Origin of the sequence: Rathayibacter sp. Leaf299 (genome assembly GCF_001423055.1) — a bacterium.
In the GTDB taxonomy this organism is placed as follows: Bacteria; Actinomycetota; Actinomycetes; order Actinomycetales; family Microbacteriaceae; genus Rathayibacter; species Rathayibacter caricis.
In genome coordinates, this window is sequence record NZ_LMNT01000004.1 from 239,550 (window position 1) to 255,357 (window position 15,808).

Genomic DNA, 15,808 nt, shown 5'->3' on the forward strand with positions numbered 1-15,808 from the left:
GGGAGTGTCGGGGGCACCGGGCAAGATGGACGGACGCGACCGAGCGGAGGACCGATGAGCGAGAACCCACGCGTGCGCACCGCGCGCCGCGGCCACGTGCTCGAGATCGTCCTCGACCGGCCCGAGAAGCGCAACGCCGCCGATCTCGCCCTGCTGTCGGCCCTCGCGGCCGCGTACGGAGAACTCGACCGCGATCCCGATCTGCGCGTCGGGGTCGTCCTGGCCTCCGGCCTCCACTTCACCGCCGGCCTCGACCTGGCCGACATCGGCCCGCGGATCGCCTCCGGCGGGCTCGACTTCGTGCCCGAGGGCGGACTCGACCCGTGGGGGCTGCGCACCCGTCCGGTCTCCAAGCCCGTCGTGATCGGCCTGCAGGGCACGTGCCTCACCCTCGGCATCGAGCTCGCCCTCGCGAGCGACGTGGTTCTGGCCGAGGAGTCGACGAGCTTCGGGCAGATCGAGGTTGCGCGCGGCATCCTCCCGTTCGGCGGAGCCACGCTGCGCTTCCCGCGGGCGACCGGCTGGGGCGACGCGATGCGCTGGATCCTCACGAGCGACCTGTTCGACGCCGCCGAGGCGCACCGCATCGGACTCGTGCAGCAGGTGGTGCCCGACGGCACGGTCGCCGAGGCCGCCTCGGCCCTCGCCGAGCGGATCGCCGCTCAGGCACCGCTCGCCGTGCAGGCGGCCCTCGCCAACGCGCGCTTCGCGGTCGCCTCGCCCGACGCCGCCGCCGCCGCGCTGCCCGCGGAGCTCGCCCGGCTCGCCTCCTCCGAGGACGCCGCGATCGGCCTGCAGGCGTTCCTCGCCCGCACGACGGCGGAGTTCACCGGCCGATGAGCGACGAGATCCTCGAGTCCGCCCGCCCCGCCGAGACCACCGGCTCCGCCCTCGAGGCGCAGCGCGAGCGCGCCGCCCGTCAGCTCGAGATCCGGCTGCGCTACGGCGACCAGGTCTGGGAGCTGCGCGAGGTCGACCACTTCGCCGTCTTCACCCGCGCGAGCCGCGCCCGCCGCGCCGGTCGCGCGCTGGTCGCCTCCGGCTATGAGATCGCGATCTCCCGCTTGCGCCTGCGGCACGTGCTGGTCGCGAGCCACCACGCGGCCGTCGACGAGGAGGCGACGACCGCCTTCCTCCGCCAGGTGGTCGAGACCGTCGAGAGCGAGGGCGGCCGCTACGACGGCTGGCGCGCCGAGATCGTGCCCGCCCACTGAGCCCCGCCGGCGCACGCCGGCCCCCTCCGGGACGCACCGTCCCGGGTCAGCAGTCACGGGCCGCCGCCCGAGAAGGATCTGGACACCATGAGCACCGACAGCAGCACGGCCGACGAGTTCGACCTGATCGTCATCGGAGCCGGCCCCGTGGGCGAGAACATCGCCGACCGGGCCGTGCAGGGCGGCCTCACCGCCGCGATCGTCGAGAGCGAGCTCGTGGGCGGCGAGTGCTCCTACTGGGCGTGCATGCCGTCGAAGGCGCTGCTGCGGGCGCCGATGGCACTGCGCGCCGCACGCGACCTCCCCGGGGCGGCCCAGGCGGTCTCGGGCGGAGTGGACGTCGCCGCGCTCCTCGCGCACCGCGACTCCGTCACGAGCGGCTTCGACGACCACGGCCAGGTGCAGTGGCTCGAGGGAGCGGGCATCGAGCTCGTCCGCGGCCACGGCCGCCTGAGCGGTGAGCGCGAGGTGACCGTGACGGCCCCCGACGGCACGGAGCGGGTCCTCCGCGCGCGTGCGGCCGTCGCGGTGGCGACCGGCACGACCGCCCTCGTGCCCGACGTGCCGGGGCTCCGCGACGCCGCTCCCTGGACGAGCCGCGAGGCGACGAGCGCCGAGACCGTTCCGCCGCGCCTCGTGATCGTCGGAGGCGGAGTCGTCGCGGTCGAGATGGCGACCGCCTACGCCGGCATGGGCTCCGCCGTCACCCTGCTCGCGCGCAGCGGGCTGCTCGCTCCGTTCGAGCCGTTCGCCGGGGCGCTGGTCGGCGACTCCCTGCGCGAGCTCGGTGTCGACGTCCGGCTCGGCGCCTCGCCCGCCGCGGTCGAGCGCCGCTCCGACGGCGGCGTCGCGGTCACCCTCGAGGGCGGCGCCGCGATCGAGGCCGACGAGATCCTGGCGGCGACGGGCCGCGCCCCGCACACGCGCGACATCGGGCTCGAGACCGTGGGCCTCGAGCCCGGGACCTCGCTCACCGTCGATGACACGATGCTCGTGCTCGGCGCCGACGGCGCACCGATCGGCGGCTCCTCGCCGTGGCTCTACGGAGTCGGCGACGTGAACCACCGGGCGCTCCTCACCCACCAGGGCAAGTACCAGGCGCGCGCCGCGGGCGACGTGATCGTGGCCCGCGCCACCGGCGCCGCCGTGCTCGACGCCCCGTGGGGTGCGCACGTGGCGACCGCCGACCACGAGGCCGTTCCCCAGGTCGTCTTCACCGACCCGGAGGTCGCCTCGGTCGGACTGACGGCGGCCGCCGCCGAGGAGGCGGGCTACCGCACGCGCGTCGTCGACTACGAGATCGGCTCGGTCGCCGGAGCCTCGCTGGCCGCGGTCGGCTACACCGGCACCGCCCGCATGGTCGTGGACGAGGAGCGCCGGGTCGTGCTCGGAGTCACCTTCGTCGGCAAGGAGGTCGGCGAGCTGATCCACTCCGCGACGATCGCCGTCGTCGGCGAGGTGCCGCTCTCGCGCCTCTGGCACGCCGTGCCCTCCTACCCGACCATCAGCGAGGTGTGGCTGCGTCTGCTCGAGACCTACGGGCGCGACAGCGCGTGAGCGCCCTGCGCCGGGCGGTCGCCGTCGTCGCCCTCGACCCCGCGGTCACCCGCCCCGGCTACCTCTTCGCCTGCGCGGTGGGCCTCGTGTGGGGGTTCGTCTGGAGCACCGGGCGGATCGAGCGCCGGAACGGCCTCGTCGTCTTCCGCGGACTGCCCGACTGGGCCTACGGGCGCGGCGGGTCGTGCGTCGGCATCAGCTATCTGACGGGTGCCAACGCGTCGGACCGCGTCCTCGAGCACGAGGCCGTGCACGTGCAGCAGTGGAAGCGCTACGGGATGTGGTTCCCGTTCGCGTACCTCGTGGCGGGTCGCGATCCGCTGCGCAATCGATTCGAGATCGAAGCCGGTCTCGAGAAGGGCGGATACCTCCGTGGTCGCTGACATGAAGGGGCGCGTCGTCGTGCTCACCGGAGCGAGCTCCGGGATCGGGAAGGTCGCCGCGGGCGAGCTGGCCCAGGCGGGGGCGACCGTCGCGGTCGTCGGCCGCAACCCCGAGCGGACCCGCTCCGTCGCCGAGGACGTGGGAGGCCTGCCGTTCGTCGCCGACTTCGACCGCCTCGACGACGTGCGGGCCCTCGCCGCGTCGCTCCTCGAGCGCTTCGACGGGATCGACGTGCTCGCCAACAACGCCGGAGGCCTCGTCTCGGAGCGCGGCACGACGGCCGACGGCCACGAGCGGACGATCCAGAGCAACCATCTGGCGCCGTTCCTGCTCACCCGGCTCCTGCTGCCGCGCCTCATCGAGACCGGGGCGTCCCGGCCCGGCGCCCGCGTCGTCTCGACGGCGAGCGTCGCCAACCGGTTCGGCCGCCTATCGCTCGAGGACCTCGACCGCAGGAAGGGCCCGTGGCTGGGCGGCTGGAGCGCCTACGGCACCTCCAAGCTCGCCACGATCCTCTTCATCCGCGAGCTCGCCGAGCGCCTGCTGCCGACCGCCGTCGACGCCTACTCGTTCCACCCCGGCTTCGTCGCCACCGGCTTCGGAGCCGACTCCCGCGTGATGAAGGCGATGCAGACGCTCACGTCCGGCTCCTACGGCATCACCGCCGAGGCCGGCGCCGTGCCGTTGATCACGCTCTGCTCGGAGCCCGACGTCGGCGCCGCGAGCGGCACCTACTTCGACGGCCTCAAGCCCCACGGAGGCGTCGCCAAGCAGGCCCGCGACCGCGTGCTCGGGACCGACCTCTGGGACCTCTCGAGCCGCCTGGTGGGGGTGTCCCCGACGCTCTGATCGCGACGCCTGCGAGCGGGTCGCGGGGGCGTCGGCTGCAAGGCGGAGGAGCTCCGCGTGGTGGAACCACGCGGTGCGACGACAACGCTGCAGACGGCGTTCCCGCGGCCCGCTCGGCTAGTTGGCTTCGGAGCGGCCGAGGCGCCAGTACCCCATGAAGGCGACGCGCTTGCGGTCGACGCCGAGCTCGGTCACGAGGCAGCGGCGGATGCGCTTGACCGCTCCGGCCTCGCCCGCGATCCAGGCGTAGAGGCCGGGGTCGGTGCTCTCCTCGGGCACCTCCCAGAGGATCCCGCTGTCGATGTCGACGTCCGACACCTCGACGCCGCGGTGGTGCGCCGTGAGGAAGCGGGTCGACCAGGCGCGGACGGAGGCGTCGAGCGCCGCTCCGCAGTCGGCTCCGCTCTCGCGGACGAGCCAGGTGACCTGCACACCGGCCGGGTGGCGCAGCGTCAGGCGATCCTCGGCGGTGGGCACCTCGAGGAACGCGGCTCCGGAGGCGTCGGCCGGGAGGCTCTCGAGGATCGCGCCGATCGCGGGGACGGCGGTCTCGTCGCCGGCGAGCAGGAGCGACGTCGCCGCTCCGGGGTGCCACTCGACGCCGCCGCCGGGCAGCTCGGAGCGGGTGTCGGGGGCGATGATGACGACCTCGGAGCCGGGCGCGGCGGTGCCGACCCAGGCCGAGGCGGGGCCGGAGTCGCCGTGCGCGACGAAGTCGACGTCGATCTCGGAGGCGTCCGGTCGGACGGCGCGGATCGTGTAGGTGCGCAGGGGGTTCCGCTGCTCGTCGGGCAGGGTGCGCCAGCGGCCGTACCAGTCGGCGGCGACTCCGTCCGGGCCGTCGGCATCGGCGACGGACGCCAGGAAGTCGCGGGCGCTGGAGGTCGCGGTCGGGACCACGAGCTTGATCCGCTGGTCGGGCCCGGTGCAGCCGACGGAGTCGAGGTCGTCGCCCGTGAGGGTCACCCGGATGAAGTGCGGAGCGATCCTCGTCGCCCGGGAGACGGTCGCGAGGTACGGCCGGTAGGCCGGGCGGGCGGGGGCGGCGGTCGTCGGAGGCATCGGCTCAGTATCGCACGGTGAGGTGAGCCTCACCTAACCCCGCGGACAGTTCAGCGGGCGGCGTGCTCGGCCGAGACGCGCAGTCGCGCCTCGACATCGGCAGCGAGCTCGGCGATGAGCGGCCCCGCTCCCCCGACCCACGCGCAGAAGTCGTGACGCTCGTCCGACCACGGGTAGTCGCCGTCGACGACGGACATCTCGCCCACCCAGGCCCGCACAGCGCGCTCCAGGGCCATTCCGCGGCGGCACAGGGCGCCCGTGCCCGGGGCGCCGGAGCGCGTCGAGCGGCCGAGCCAGGTGACGGTGACGCGGCCGGGAGCCGAGAGCGGGGGCAGTCCTCGCGCGTCGTCGACCTCGACGAACACCTGGCCCCGGGCGTTCGCGGGGAGGGAGTCGAGCACGCTCTGGATCCATGGCACGACGGTCTCGTCACCCGCGATCAGGTACTGCTTGACGTCGACCGGCTCCGAGCCGTCTCGTCCCTCGAACATGCACATCGAGGCAAGTATAGGCATGCCTTACCTAAGCGGATAGTGCTCCGGCTGAGGATCTGCCGGAGTGACGGGTCACCACTGCGGGGGATGCCGCCGCTGCCAGCGCGCGCGGCGCTCCAGCTGCGCGCCGATCGACAGGAGCACCGCCTCTCCGCCGGGCCGTCCGATCAGCTGGATCCCCATCGGCAGGCCGCTGTCCGTCATCGAGAGGGGCAGAGTGATCGCCGGGAGCCCGGCGACGTTCACGAACGAGGTGAACGGCGTGTACTGCACCTGCTGCGCGAAGTTCCGCTCCGGGTCCTCGGCGTCGTACCAGCCGACCGGGCGCGGGGTCATCGTCATCGCGGGCGCTAGCACGGCGTCGAAGCTCGAGAAGGCGGCGATCAGCGCGCGCTCGAAGGCCGTCAGGACCGACACCGCCTCCACGACGTCGCGGGCGCCGAGACGTCGGCCCTCGACGACGAGCCAGCGGGTCAGCGGCTCGAGGAGCTCGAGGTCCGCGGGCGCCTCGACCGGCAGGGTCGACGCGCCGCTCTGCCACAGGGTCCTGAACGCGGCCGGGTAGGCGCTGCTCGGCGGCAGGAAGGCGTCGTCGAGTCCGTGGCCCAGTGCCGAGAGGGCGGCGATCCCCTCGTCGAAAGCGGCCTGCGCCTCGGGCTCGAGGCGGATGTCCTGCACGTCGTCCCACGGCGAGGCGGTGAGCACGCCGATCTGGAAGCGCCCCTCCCCTCGGATCGCGGCGCCCAGGAACGAGCCCTCGCGATCCTCCGGAGCGGCCACCGAGTAGGGATGCGGGATTCGGCCGTTGCGGCGTTCAAGCAGCCCCTCGAGCAGGAGCCCCGCGTCGGCGACCGAGCGCGCGATCGGACCCGCCACGACGAGCCCGCCGACTCCTCCCACCCCCGACATCGCCGGCACGCGCCCGCGCGAGGGCTTGAGCCCCACCAGTCCGCACGCGGCGGCCGGGATGCGGATCGAGCCGCCGCCGTCGGACGCCGGCGCGAACGGCAGGAGCCCCGCGGCCACGGCCGCCGCCGCTCCTCCGCTCGACCCCCCGGCACCCAGGCGCGTGTCCCACGGCGTCACCGTGGGCGGTCCGACCCGGCTCTCGGTGTAGGAGGGCATGCCGAACTCGGGAGCCGCGGTCTTGCCCACGCTGATCGCCCCCGCCGCGTCGAGCACCTCGACGATCTCGTCGGAGGCGTCGGGCACGAAGGACTCGCGCAGTCGCGATCCGGACGTGGTCCGGACGCCGCGGCGGCGCCACAGGTCCTTGTCCCCGCTCGCCAGGCCCCAGAGGGCGGCCGTGCGCGGGACGGATCCGTGGGCGAGGTCCACGGCGCGCTCCCGGGCCGCGTCGGGCGTCACGGTCGTGAAGGCGCCCAGCTCGCCGTTCCAGCGCTCGATCCGGGCGAGGTAGTGGTCGACCAGCTCGAGCGGCGAGACCTCGCCGCGCTGCAGCCAGTCCCACTGCTCCTGGGCGCTGAGGTGGTGGAGTTCGAACATGGGAACGACCCTATTCCGGGCCACCTGAGACCGGGCGGCGGCGGAACAGGGTCGTCCTGGTGGGAGGGCTCAGGCGGCGCGCCTGCCCGCCTCGCGGGTGCTCTCCTCGGCGCCGTAGCGGCCGCCGGCCGGCACGACGGTGTCGCGGTCGACCCGTGCACCCGTCGCGACGACGGCCGAGCCGCCGATGCGGGTGTAGCTGCCGATGCGGGCTCCCGGCCCGATGATCGCCTCGGGCCCGACGTGCACGTTCGCGCCGATGAAGGCGCTGTGCCCGATCATCGCGTCCCGGTCGACCCAGCTCCCGGCGCCGATCCAGGCGCGCTCGCCGACCGTCGCGCCGGGCTCCACGTAGGCGCCCGTCTCGACGTACGCGGACGCCGAGACGCGCGAGCCGGGTGCGACCATGCCGCGTCCGTTCGCGTGGCGGCGGTAGACGATCTCCTCGTCGCCGCCGCGCGTCCCACGTCCCTTGTTCATGCCTGTTCCTGCCATCTGCGTCGTGCTCCTCCGAGCGGTCCGGTGGGCCGGGCTCCGAGCCCCGCCCCGTCATCCCTAGACAACACCGAGTAGTGCTCGGGCATTCCCCGATCGGCGTCGCGACCAGGGCGGATGCGCGACGCTCAGCGCGGCTCGACGCGATCCGCGACCGCCGTGACGACGGCGCGGAACCGCTCCGGCGCCTCGCGGAGGCGTCGCCGCCCGAGGACGCCCGCGAGAGCGGAGGAGGCCGCCGGCGCGACGAACTCGCACTCGACGCGGGCTCCCTCCTCGTCGGCGAGGACCCGCCACTGCTCGAGGCCCGCTACCGGCAGGCGCCGCTCGAACCCGTCCGCCGTGCGGGCGAAGCCGTCGTCGACGGCGAGCACGTCGGCGAGGGCGGCGAGCGCCGGAGCGGGCTCGGCGTGGAGGATCGAGGCGAGGGCGAGGAGGCTGCGCACCGCGGAAGTCTCGCACGCACGGCCGGACGAGCGGTCAGGAGCGCGCGTCGAGCACCCGTCGCAGCCAGTCGAACGACGCCTTGGGCACCCGGTCGCCGCCGCGCGCGTCCAGGGCGACGAGCCCGTGCGGGCGGGTGTAGCCGTGCTGCCACTCGAACGCGTCCACGAGAGTCCAGAGCTGCACCGACTCGACCGGGAGGCCCTCGTGCACCGCCTCGGCGAGCGCACCGAGGTGCGAGCCGAGCCAGCGGATCCGCTCGGTGTCGACGATCGCGCCGTCCTGGTCGAGCACGTCGGGGAAGCTCGCGCCGAGGGCGGTGACGACCAGCGGAGGCAGCGCCTCGCCGTACCGCTCGACCAGCGCCCGGAGGACCGACACCGGCGCCCACGGGGCCGAGGGCGAGCCGTCGCCCGTCCGGTCCAGCTCCGGCCAGGGCCGCTCGTGGAACGGCAGCACCGGAGGCGCACCGACGCCGGTCGGCGCGTGCGGATCGCGTCCCGCCGCGATGCGCTGCGGCGGCAGCGGAGCCACGGCGTAGAAGTCGAGCGGGGCCGACAGCCGCTCGAGGTCCCGGGGATCGACCCGGGCCAGGCGCTCGAGGAACGGCGGCAGCTCCTCGGGACCCTGCGGGTACGCGCCGGTGAGCACCGCGTCGGCCACGAGCCGGTTGCGGAGGACGTCGGCGAGCCCGGCCCACGCGATGTCGGCCTCGGAGCCGCTCGCGGGCTCGACCGGCGCCAGAGCGTCGACGAGACCGATCCTGCCCCGCACCTCCGCCGCCCGCAGCGCCTCGACGGCGACGCCGTGGCCGAGCAGCTGGTGGTGCAGCGCGGGCAGGGCGTTCAGGAGGCGCCCCGCCGCCGGCGCCTGCCGGGTGAGCGCGTACCCCTCGAGCATCACGGTGGACGGCTGGTCGAGCGTGACCCAGTCGTCGACGCGGTCGCCCAGCTTCGCGCCGACGTCGAACGCCAGGTCGCCGAAGCGGAACGCGGTGTCGCGGTCCATCCAGCCGGCGCCGAGGGCGGAGGGGGTGTCGCGGTGGTGCAGCGTCAGCACCACGCGGATCCCTGCCTCGGCGAGCGCGTCGAGCAGGCGGTCGTAGAAGCCGATCCCGCCGCGGTCCAGCGGCCCCCTGCCGTCGGGCTGCACGCGCGGCCACGAGAGCGAGAGCCTCAGCTCGTCCGCGCCGAGATCGACGAGCAGGGCGAGATCCTCGCGCCAGCGCAGGAGGAAGTCGGTCGCGACCTCGGGCGTCGCCTCCTCGGCGATGGTGCCGCGCCGCAGCGCGAAGTCGTCCCACACGGATCGGCCGCGGTCGCCGGTCTCGAGCGATCCCTCGGTCTGGAAGGCGCTCTGCGCCAGGCCGATCCGCAGCCCGGAGGGCAGGAGCCGTCCCAGCTCGCGCGGGTCGTCGAAGCGCGCGGCCTCGGCGCGCACCTGCCGCCTGTCGCGTCCGCGCGCCGCGTCCTCGCTCATGCTTCCTCCGAAAGGGTCGATGGAGGTATTCTCGCGGAAGCGCTCTCCCACCGGGTGCGCGCTCCCCCGCACAGGACCGGTTCGGTGTCCATCCGGTGACGACGGGCGTGCCCGCTTGACAGTGCCCGCGGGCGCCCGTGCAATGGACGCACAGTGCCACCGAGAGTCGACGCAGCAGTACCGGGGGGTTCATCGGGCGTCCCGATGACCCTGCGCCGTCGAGCCCTCGCGGGCCGGGGTCCGGACGCGAGGACGCCGAGCCGTCGGGCCGCACGCGCATCACGGCGACCCGCCGTCCTCCTCGCCCTCCTCGCGTTCGCCGCGGCCGTGCTGGCGCCGAGCGCCATCGCCGCAGCCCCGCTCTCGATCACCTCCCCCGCGGCACGGTCCGTGATCTCGGGCGGCCCGACGACCGTCACCGGGACGGGAACGGCGGGGAACGAGATCCAGGTCGGTGTGCGCGGCGGCGGCGATCCCTTCTGCATCACGACGGTCGCCTCCGATGACACCTGGAGCTGCCGCGCCGACCTCGACGACGGCCCCCTCGTGCTGAACGCGGTCGAGCTCCTCGCCTCCGGAGGCACGACCACCGCGACCGTGCAGGTCGCCGTCCTCAGCCCCCCGGTCATCCAGTCGGTCGACGGCTCCGCGACGTCGGCGGGCTCCGTCCGCGGCACCGCCTACCCGGGCGCCGCCGTGGCCGTGACGAGCGACGGCGGAGCGGCGTGCCTGGCGACCGCGGATCGCTCCGGCGCGTGGTTCTGCCAGCTCGCGCCCACTCCGACCCCCGGCAGCTACCGCGTGACCGCGACGCAGAGCGCCTCGTTCGCCGGGCGCACGGTCTCCGAGCCGAGCGCCGCCGTCCGGCTCGTGGTCGACACCGCCGCACCACCCGCACCCCGGATCACCTCCCCCGGTGCCGGCGCCTCCCTCCCGATCACCGGGGCCGTCTACGCGGGCACCGGCGTCGACGGCACGCGCGCCTACGTCTACGTGGACCGGGTCAACACCTGCGATGCGGCGGTGAGCGGAGGCGTCTGGACCTGCACCGGCGGCACCGTCACCGCGGGCCCGCACCGCGTCTCGGCGATCCTGGGCGACGCCGCCGGCAACTACGGCTCCCCGAGCCCGTGGATCGACGCGACGTTCGCGGCCTCGACGCCGACACCCTCGGCGACCGCTCCGACCCCCGCCGCGACGCCCGGAGCCACCACGCCGGGCGCCGCGCCGTCGGCCGTCCCCGGCTCACCGTCCCCCGCGCCGAGCACCGCGTCGCCCCGGCCCACCCGGACTCCGGCGCCCGTGCGGCCGAGCACCCCGACCGCCGCTCCCGCTCCGGAGTCGACCGGCGGCGCCACCGCCGTGCCGCTGCCCGAGCCGACGACCCCGGAAGCGGCGCCGGCCCCCGACCCCGGCGTCGGCGGCGCGCCGAAGCCGGGCAGCTGGAGTGCGGCGACCGGCATGACGACCGCCCTCTCCTCCGGAGCCCCGCTGGGCACCGCAGCCGATTGGATGCGGTCGCTCGCCCTGGCCGTCGCCTCGCTGGCGCTCGTGGTCGTCCCCGCCCGTCTGGCCGTCGCCGGGCGCGGACCGCGGCAGGAGCGGGCTTTCCAGCTGACGGGCCGCAACCGCGCCCGAGTGGAGTACGACGACAAGCCGGACCGCGCGCCCGCCTCGACCCGCACGATGGTGGTCGGGATGATCGGCTGCGCAGCCGGCCTCGCCCTGCTCTCGGGCCGCGTGGACAGCGAGCCCGCCTACCTCCGCCTGCTGATCGCCGTGATCCTCGCCACGGCCGTGGTGAACGCGGTGGCGGCCGGCGTGCCCGCGCTCGTCGGCCGGCGCCTGGGCCTGCCCGGCATCGGCGTCGTGGCGTCCCCGCGCGCACTGCTGCTCGTGGCCGGCGCGGCGCTGCTCTCCCGCTTCGCCGGACTCGATCCCGCCTTCCTGTTCGGCGTGGTGATCGGCCTGATGCTGCCCGACGGAGCGACCGCGGTCGACCGAGCGAAGCTCGCGGTGGTGCGCGTGGTCTCCCTCCTGGGTCTGGCGGGTCTCGCGTGGGGCCTCTCGGCCGTCGTCCCCGCTGGAGGCTCCTTCGTCGGCGCCCTCACCGCCGAGGTCCTCAGCGCGACGACGCTGCTCGCGGTCGGCTCGAGCGTCGTGCTCCTGTTCCCCGTGGGCCGTCCGGCGGGGCAGAGCATCCTGCGCTGGTCGCCCGCGCTGTGGCTCGGACTGACGCTGCTAGCGACGACGGTGCTGTTCCTGCTGCTCACGCCCACGATCGCGGCCTGGGCGACCGAGGGCGGCGCCGGACCGGTCGTCTTCGCCGTCGTCGCCTTCACCGTCGTCTGCACGTCCGTCTGGGCGTGGCGCCGGTTCGTCGAACCGGAGCAGTAGCGCCGGGAGCGGCTCCGCGTGCGCGGCGTCAGCCGATCGACGCGGGCTCGCGCACGTCGTCGTCCGGCAGGACGTCCACGACCGCGCCCACGGTGAACTCCCCCAGCGTCGCCACGCCGTCGTAGACGCTGAGGAACGCCGTGTCGGCGGCATCGCGTCCCGTGGCGATCCGCACGAGGCTCCCCCGCGGAGCGAGGGTGGTCGCGTCGACGACGCGCCACTGCCCGTCCACCCAGGCCTCGGCGACCGCGTGGAAGTCCATCGGCTGCAGGCCCGGTGCGTACACCGCGACCAGGCGCGCCGGCACGTCCAGGGCCCGGAGCAGCGCCACGACGAGGTGCGCGAAGTCGCGGCAGACCCCCTGCCGCGCGAGCAGCGTCCGCTCGGCGCCGTCGGTGGGCAGACTCGAGCCGGGGACGTAGGCGAGTCGGGTGCCCACCCAGGAGCTCACCGCGGCGAGCAGATCAGAGCCCGCGAGACCGGCGAACTCGGCCCGGGCGGTCGCCCACAGGATGTCCGACTCGGCGTACCGGCTCGGCCGCAGGTAGCGCAGGCGGTCGACCTCCTCCCCCTCGAGCGGGGCGAGGCGGCCCTCGATGCGGGCGGAGTAGTCGATCACCAGCTCGCCGACCCCGGGTTCGAGGACGTGCAGCCTCGTACCGTGCTGGTCGAGCACCTCGCGGGGCCGGACGGCCTCGCCGCCGAGGGTCACGGTGAGCGACTCCTCGGCCGCGTAGTCCGCCGCGACCGCGAGCGAGAGCACGAGGAACGCGGGGCGCGCCACGTCGAGGGTGAGGTGGGCGGAGACGTCGCGCTTCATGGTCGCTCTTCCTGACGGGTGCGGGGAGGTGCAGGACGGCGGGCGCGCAGACCCCTTACGGGCCCTGCTCGCCCTTCGGGGGCGGCGTGGGCGCGGCGTCCGGCTCCTGCACGAGCTGCAGTCCGCCGGAGGAGTTGGCCGACGCCGTGAGGAGGTCGATCCAGGTGCGGTTGATCGAGGGCACGCGGCCGCCGAAGTACTTGAAGTAGAGGGGCACGGAGGGATCGAGCCAGATGCTCGAGCGGCCGTCGCCCACGGCCGGGTCGTCGCGCCAGGAGAAGAAGAAGCTCTCGCGACGGCGCAGCTTGTTCGCGATGACGATCTGGACGTGCGTGAGCGTGCGGTCGTCGAATTCGATCTCGACGCCCGAGGCGCCGTAGAGCAGCTTCCCCATGGAGGTCTCCTGCCACCCGTCTCCGGGCGGTGCGGTACGGTGCCCTGCGGCACGAGAAGAGGACGGGGCCGTACGACCTCGCCCTCCGATGATACGGACGGTTCCGGCTCCCGCGGGGACGGCGCACGCGCGATCCCGGCAGAGGAACCGCCTGGCCACGACTCTATTCGAGCCGCCGGCGCCGGATCGGGGATTGACGGGGTCCGCACCGACCGGTAGCCGCGGCCGTACTCCTCCTGCGGATCGCGGGACCCGCCGGGCCACTCGGTCCGGATGTCGGAGGTCGGACGTACGGTACCCGCATGATCGAATGCAGCAGCTGTGGAACCGATGCCGTCGTCCTCGATCGCTCCGGAGCGGACGAGGCCTTCCCGGAGGACCTGATGGTCCTCTGCGCCGACTGCACCCCCGGCGAGATCACCGAGGTGCTCGCCGCCAGGTTCCTGGCCGACCCGGCCCGGCTGCGGAGCGAGCACGCCCGAGCGGCCTGAGCGCTCGACGCTCGCTCGCGAGGTGCCCCCACTGGGACTCGAACCCAGACTGAGACGATTTTAAGTCGTCTGCCTCTGCCGATTGGGCTATGGGGGCGGCTTCCGCGGGGCGCGATCACGCGCCCCGCGAGAGCGGGGTCAGGACTTCGCGGGCTCTCCGCCGACCGTGACGGGCGCTCCGGCGGGGCCGGGGGTGCCTGCGGCGGGAGCGGCGGCGGCCGGAGCCGGCTTCGGGCGCGACGCGTAGGTCTCGAAGGAGCCGCGCGGGTACTCGCGGGCCTCGATCGAGGCGATGTCGCGGCCGAGCCAGAGGTTGTTCCACCAGCCCCACACCACGCGGAACTTGCGCTCCCACGAGGGCATCGCCAGGCCGTGGTAGCCGCGGTGCATGACCCAGGCCGGGAACCCCTTGATCGCGATCTTGCCGGACTGGAAGACGCCGACGCCGATGCCGAGACCGGCGACCGCTCCGACGTTCTTGTGGAAGTAGTCCTTCGGCTTCTCGCCGCGGAGGACCGCCACGATGTTCTTGGCCATGAGCTTGCCCTGGCGCACCGCGTGCTGGGCGTTCGGCACGCAGTAGCCGCCGACGCCGCCGCCGGTGAGGTCGGGCACGGCGGTCGCGTCGCCCGCGCCCCAGGCGCCCTCGACGAGGACCTCGTCGTGGCCGACGCGGAGGTCGGGGCGCACGCGCAGGCGCCCGCGCTCCTCGATCGGGAGGTCGGAGTTCTTGATCGACGGGTTCGCCATGACGCCGGCGGTCCAGATGATCAGGTCGGACTCGAAGGTCTGGCCGGTCGAGAGCTCGATGACGCCGCCCTCGGCCGACTTGAGCTGCGTATCGAGGTGGACCGTCGCTCCGCGCTGGTCGAGGTTCTTCAGCACCCAGTGGCTCGTCTCGAGGGCGACCTCGGGCATGATGCGGCCCATCGCCTCGACGAGGTGGAACTGCGTCTCCTCGAAGTCGATCTCGGGGTAGCGCTTGAGCAGGGCGCTCGCGAAGGAGCGGAGCTCGGCGAAGACCTCGATGCCGGCGAAGCCGCCGCCGACGACCGTGACGGTCAGCAGGCGCGAGCGCTCGGGGCCGGCGGGGAGCGTGGCCGCCTTGTCGAAGTTGGTGAGGATGCGGTCGCGGATCGCGGTCGCCTCCTCGATCGTCTTGAGGCCGATCGCGTTGTCGGCGACGCCCGGGATCGGGAAGGTGCGCGAGACGGATCCGGCGGTGATGACGATCTGGTCGTACTCGAAGTCGTAGGGCTCGCCCACGGTCGGAGTGATCACGGCGGTCTTCGCGGCGTGGTCGATCTTCGTGACCTTCGCGGCGAGGATCGCGGTCTTCTTCAGGTGACGGCGGAGCGACACGATGGCGTGACGCGGCTCGATCGAGCCGGCGGCCACCTCCGGGAGGAAGGGCAGGTAGGCCATGTACGGCAGCGGGTCGACGATCGTCACCTCGGCCTCGCCGGCGCGCAGGTACTTCTCGAGCTTCCACGCGGTGTAGAAACCGGCGTAGCCGCCACCGACGATGAGGATTTTGGGCACGGTGAACTCTCCAGAGGGATGGACTGTGCGAACACCCTACTACTCGCGAAGTGCCCGCTCTCGACGGCGGGTGGCAGCACTGACCCCGACGAATCGGAAGTCTAGCGAAGTGCGGGCCGACCGGGGCGTTCCCGGGCGGCGGGATCGAGCGCTCAGGCCCCGTCGGGCTCGAACGGGCGGCAGACGCAGCGCTCGGGCGACCAGTCGGCCCGCGCGAGCGCGAGATCGCCGATCGGGTTCACTCCGGGACCGGCCGCGAGCGAGTGCGCCGCCAGCGCGTGCAGGCACTTGACCCGGGCGGGCATGCCGCCGGAGGAGATGCCCGCGATCTCGGGCACGGAGCCGACGCTCTCGCGGTCGGCCAGGAACGCGCGGTGCGCGGCGGCGTACGCCTCGCGCACCTGCTCGTCCTCGGCGAGGAGCTCGTTGTACTCGGCCATCACCTGGGTCGCCTCGAGCTGCGAGATCGCGGCCGTCGCGGCGGGGTGGGTGAGGTAGTAGAAGGTCGGGAACGGCGTGCCGTCGGCGAGCCGCGGACTCGTCGAGACGACCGTCGGGTTGCCGCACACGCAGCGCGCGCTGATGCCGACCACGTCGCGGGCGGGACGCCCCAGCTGGGCGGAGACGACGGCGACGTCGCGCTCGGTGGGCGGGTCGAAGGGGGGCGTGGTCACGGGGGC

The 15,808-nt window shown here is 74.2% G+C and carries 17 protein-coding genes and 1 tRNA gene; 7 read left to right on the forward strand and 11 right to left on the reverse strand.

Annotated features, from left to right (window positions below; genetic code table 11):
- Positions 1 to 54 precede the first annotated feature (54 nt).
- The 5 genes from ASF48_RS15570 to ASF48_RS15590 all read left to right on the forward strand — a co-directional run bounded on the left by ASF48_RS15570 (position 55) and on the right by ASF48_RS15590 (position 4,004).
- A complete protein-coding gene (locus ASF48_RS15570) occupies positions 55 to 840 on the forward strand; it encodes a crotonase/enoyl-CoA hydratase family protein (RefSeq protein WP_055793690.1) in 786 nt (261 codons plus the stop codon).
- Complete coding sequence (locus ASF48_RS15575; RefSeq protein WP_055793692.1) at positions 837 to 1,214, forward strand: ribonuclease E inhibitor RraB; 378 nt, start codon at positions 837 to 839, stop codon at positions 1,212 to 1,214. The genes ASF48_RS15570 and ASF48_RS15575 overlap by 4 nt, the downstream gene beginning before the upstream one ends.
- Before the next feature lie 87 nt (positions 1,215 to 1,301).
- Positions 1,302 to 2,771, forward strand: coding sequence for a dihydrolipoyl dehydrogenase family protein (locus ASF48_RS15580; RefSeq protein WP_055793694.1), 1,470 nt, complete (start codon positions 1,302 to 1,304; stop codon positions 2,769 to 2,771).
- Positions 2,768 to 3,154 carry a hypothetical protein gene (locus ASF48_RS15585; protein WP_055793696.1) on the forward strand — a complete coding sequence of 129 codons (387 nt, stop codon included), beginning with the start codon at positions 2,768 to 2,770 and terminating at the stop codon, positions 3,152 to 3,154. Before ASF48_RS15580 ends, ASF48_RS15585 begins: the two co-directional genes overlap by 4 nt.
- Positions 3,144 to 4,004: an SDR family NAD(P)-dependent oxidoreductase gene (locus ASF48_RS15590; RefSeq protein WP_200931026.1), complete on the forward strand. Its 861-nt coding sequence runs from the start codon at positions 3,144 to 3,146 to the stop codon at positions 4,002 to 4,004. The genes ASF48_RS15585 and ASF48_RS15590 overlap by 11 nt, the downstream gene beginning before the upstream one ends.
- Positions 4,005 to 4,121: 117 nt before the next feature.
- On the opposite strand, the gene ASF48_RS15595 is transcribed toward ASF48_RS15590, so the two are convergent.
- The 6 genes from ASF48_RS15595 to ASF48_RS15620 form a co-directional block, all read right to left on the reverse strand.
- Positions 4,122 to 5,066, reverse strand: a complete 945-nt coding sequence (locus tag ASF48_RS15595) for a siderophore-interacting protein (RefSeq protein WP_055793698.1) — start codon at positions 5,064 to 5,066, stop codon at positions 4,122 to 4,124.
- Between the two features lie 50 nt (positions 5,067 to 5,116).
- Entirely contained in the window at positions 5,117 to 5,557 is a 441-nt protein-coding gene (locus ASF48_RS15600; RefSeq protein ID WP_055793700.1) for an SIP domain-containing protein, read from the reverse strand.
- Between the two features lie 75 nt (positions 5,558 to 5,632).
- Entirely contained in the window at positions 5,633 to 7,066 is a 1,434-nt protein-coding gene (locus tag ASF48_RS15605; protein WP_055793702.1) for an amidase, read from the reverse strand.
- A 69-nt stretch (positions 7,067 to 7,135) separates the two neighbouring features.
- Complete coding sequence (locus tag ASF48_RS15610) at positions 7,136 to 7,546, reverse strand: hypothetical protein (RefSeq protein WP_055793703.1); 411 nt, start codon at positions 7,544 to 7,546, stop codon at positions 7,136 to 7,138.
- Between the two features lie 143 nt (positions 7,547 to 7,689).
- Complete coding sequence (locus ASF48_RS15615) at positions 7,690 to 8,007, reverse strand: hypothetical protein (RefSeq protein WP_055793705.1); 318 nt, start codon at positions 8,005 to 8,007, stop codon at positions 7,690 to 7,692.
- 34 nt (positions 8,008 to 8,041) lie between these two features.
- A complete protein-coding gene (locus ASF48_RS15620; protein WP_055793707.1) occupies positions 8,042 to 9,484 on the reverse strand; it encodes a glycoside hydrolase family 1 protein in 1,443 nt (480 codons plus the stop codon).
- 204 nt (positions 9,485 to 9,688) lie between these two features.
- Between ASF48_RS15620 and ASF48_RS15625 the strand changes: the two genes are divergently transcribed.
- On the forward strand, positions 9,689 to 11,881 hold the full coding sequence (locus ASF48_RS15625) for a hypothetical protein (RefSeq protein WP_055793709.1): 2,193 nt from the start codon (positions 9,689 to 9,691) through the stop codon (positions 11,879 to 11,881).
- Positions 11,882 to 11,909: 28 nt separating this feature from the next.
- Here the strand turns inward: ASF48_RS15625 and ASF48_RS15630 are convergent, their stop codons facing one another.
- Positions 11,910 to 12,701 (reverse strand): transglutaminase-like domain-containing protein, encoded by a 792-nt coding sequence (locus ASF48_RS15630; protein WP_055793711.1) that lies wholly within the window; start codon positions 12,699 to 12,701, stop codon positions 11,910 to 11,912.
- A 55-nt stretch (positions 12,702 to 12,756) separates the two neighbouring features.
- Positions 12,757 to 13,095, reverse strand: coding sequence for a DUF7882 family protein (locus tag ASF48_RS15635; RefSeq protein ID WP_055793712.1), 339 nt, complete (start codon positions 13,093 to 13,095; stop codon positions 12,757 to 12,759).
- 302 nt (positions 13,096 to 13,397) lie between these two features.
- Between ASF48_RS15635 and ASF48_RS15640 the strand changes: the two genes are divergently transcribed.
- A complete protein-coding gene (locus tag ASF48_RS15640) occupies positions 13,398 to 13,586 on the forward strand; it encodes a hypothetical protein (protein WP_055793714.1) in 189 nt (62 codons plus the stop codon).
- A 23-nt stretch (positions 13,587 to 13,609) separates the two neighbouring features.
- Here ASF48_RS15640 and ASF48_RS15645 read toward each other — a convergent pair.
- From ASF48_RS15645 to ASF48_RS15655, 3 genes are all read right to left on the reverse strand, one after another.
- Positions 13,610 to 13,683, reverse strand: a tRNA-Leu gene (locus ASF48_RS15645).
- Positions 13,684 to 13,724: 41 nt separating this feature from the next.
- Entirely contained in the window at positions 13,725 to 15,128 is a 1,404-nt protein-coding gene (locus ASF48_RS15650; protein WP_082481587.1) for an NAD(P)/FAD-dependent oxidoreductase, read from the reverse strand.
- Between the two features lie 152 nt (positions 15,129 to 15,280).
- Positions 15,281 to 15,802, reverse strand: a complete 522-nt coding sequence (locus ASF48_RS15655) for a DUF501 domain-containing protein (RefSeq protein WP_055793716.1) — start codon at positions 15,800 to 15,802, stop codon at positions 15,281 to 15,283.
- Between the last annotated feature and the right edge of the window lie 6 nt (positions 15,803 to 15,808).

What these genes read in the sequence shown, in the direction of transcription:
- ASF48_RS15570 (WP_055793690.1), top strand. Translation starts at nt 55, where the DNA reads ATGAGCGAGAACCCACGCGTGCGCACCGCGCGCCGCGGCCACGTGCTC.
- ASF48_RS15575 (WP_055793692.1), top strand. Translation starts at nt 837, where the DNA reads ATGAGCGACGAGATCCTCGAGTCCGCCCGCCCCGCCGAGACCACCGGC.
- ASF48_RS15580 (WP_055793694.1), top strand. Translation starts at nt 1,302, where the DNA reads ATGAGCACCGACAGCAGCACGGCCGACGAGTTCGACCTGATCGTCATC.
- ASF48_RS15595 (WP_055793698.1), bottom strand. Translation starts at nt 5,066, where the DNA reads ATGCCTCCGACGACCGCCGCCCCCGCCCGCCCGGCCTACCGGCCGTAC.
- ASF48_RS15600 (WP_055793700.1), bottom strand. Translation starts at nt 5,557, where the DNA reads ATGTTCGAGGGACGAGACGGCTCGGAGCCGGTCGACGTCAAGCAGTAC.
- ASF48_RS15605 (WP_055793702.1), bottom strand. Translation starts at nt 7,066, where the DNA reads ATGTTCGAACTCCACCACCTCAGCGCCCAGGAGCAGTGGGACTGGCTG.
- ASF48_RS15610 (WP_055793703.1), bottom strand. Translation starts at nt 7,546, where the DNA reads ATGAACAAGGGACGTGGGACGCGCGGCGGCGACGAGGAGATCGTCTAC.
- ASF48_RS15620 (WP_055793707.1), bottom strand. Translation starts at nt 9,484, where the DNA reads ATGAGCGAGGACGCGGCGCGCGGACGCGACAGGCGGCAGGTGCGCGCC.
- ASF48_RS15625 (WP_055793709.1), top strand. Translation starts at nt 9,689, where the DNA reads ATGACCCTGCGCCGTCGAGCCCTCGCGGGCCGGGGTCCGGACGCGAGG.
- ASF48_RS15630 (WP_055793711.1), bottom strand. Translation starts at nt 12,701, where the DNA reads ATGAAGCGCGACGTCTCCGCCCACCTCACCCTCGACGTGGCGCGCCCC.
- ASF48_RS15635 (WP_055793712.1), bottom strand. Translation starts at nt 13,095, where the DNA reads ATGGGGAAGCTGCTCTACGGCGCCTCGGGCGTCGAGATCGAATTCGAC.
- ASF48_RS15640 (WP_055793714.1), top strand. Translation starts at nt 13,398, where the DNA reads ATGATCGAATGCAGCAGCTGTGGAACCGATGCCGTCGTCCTCGATCGC.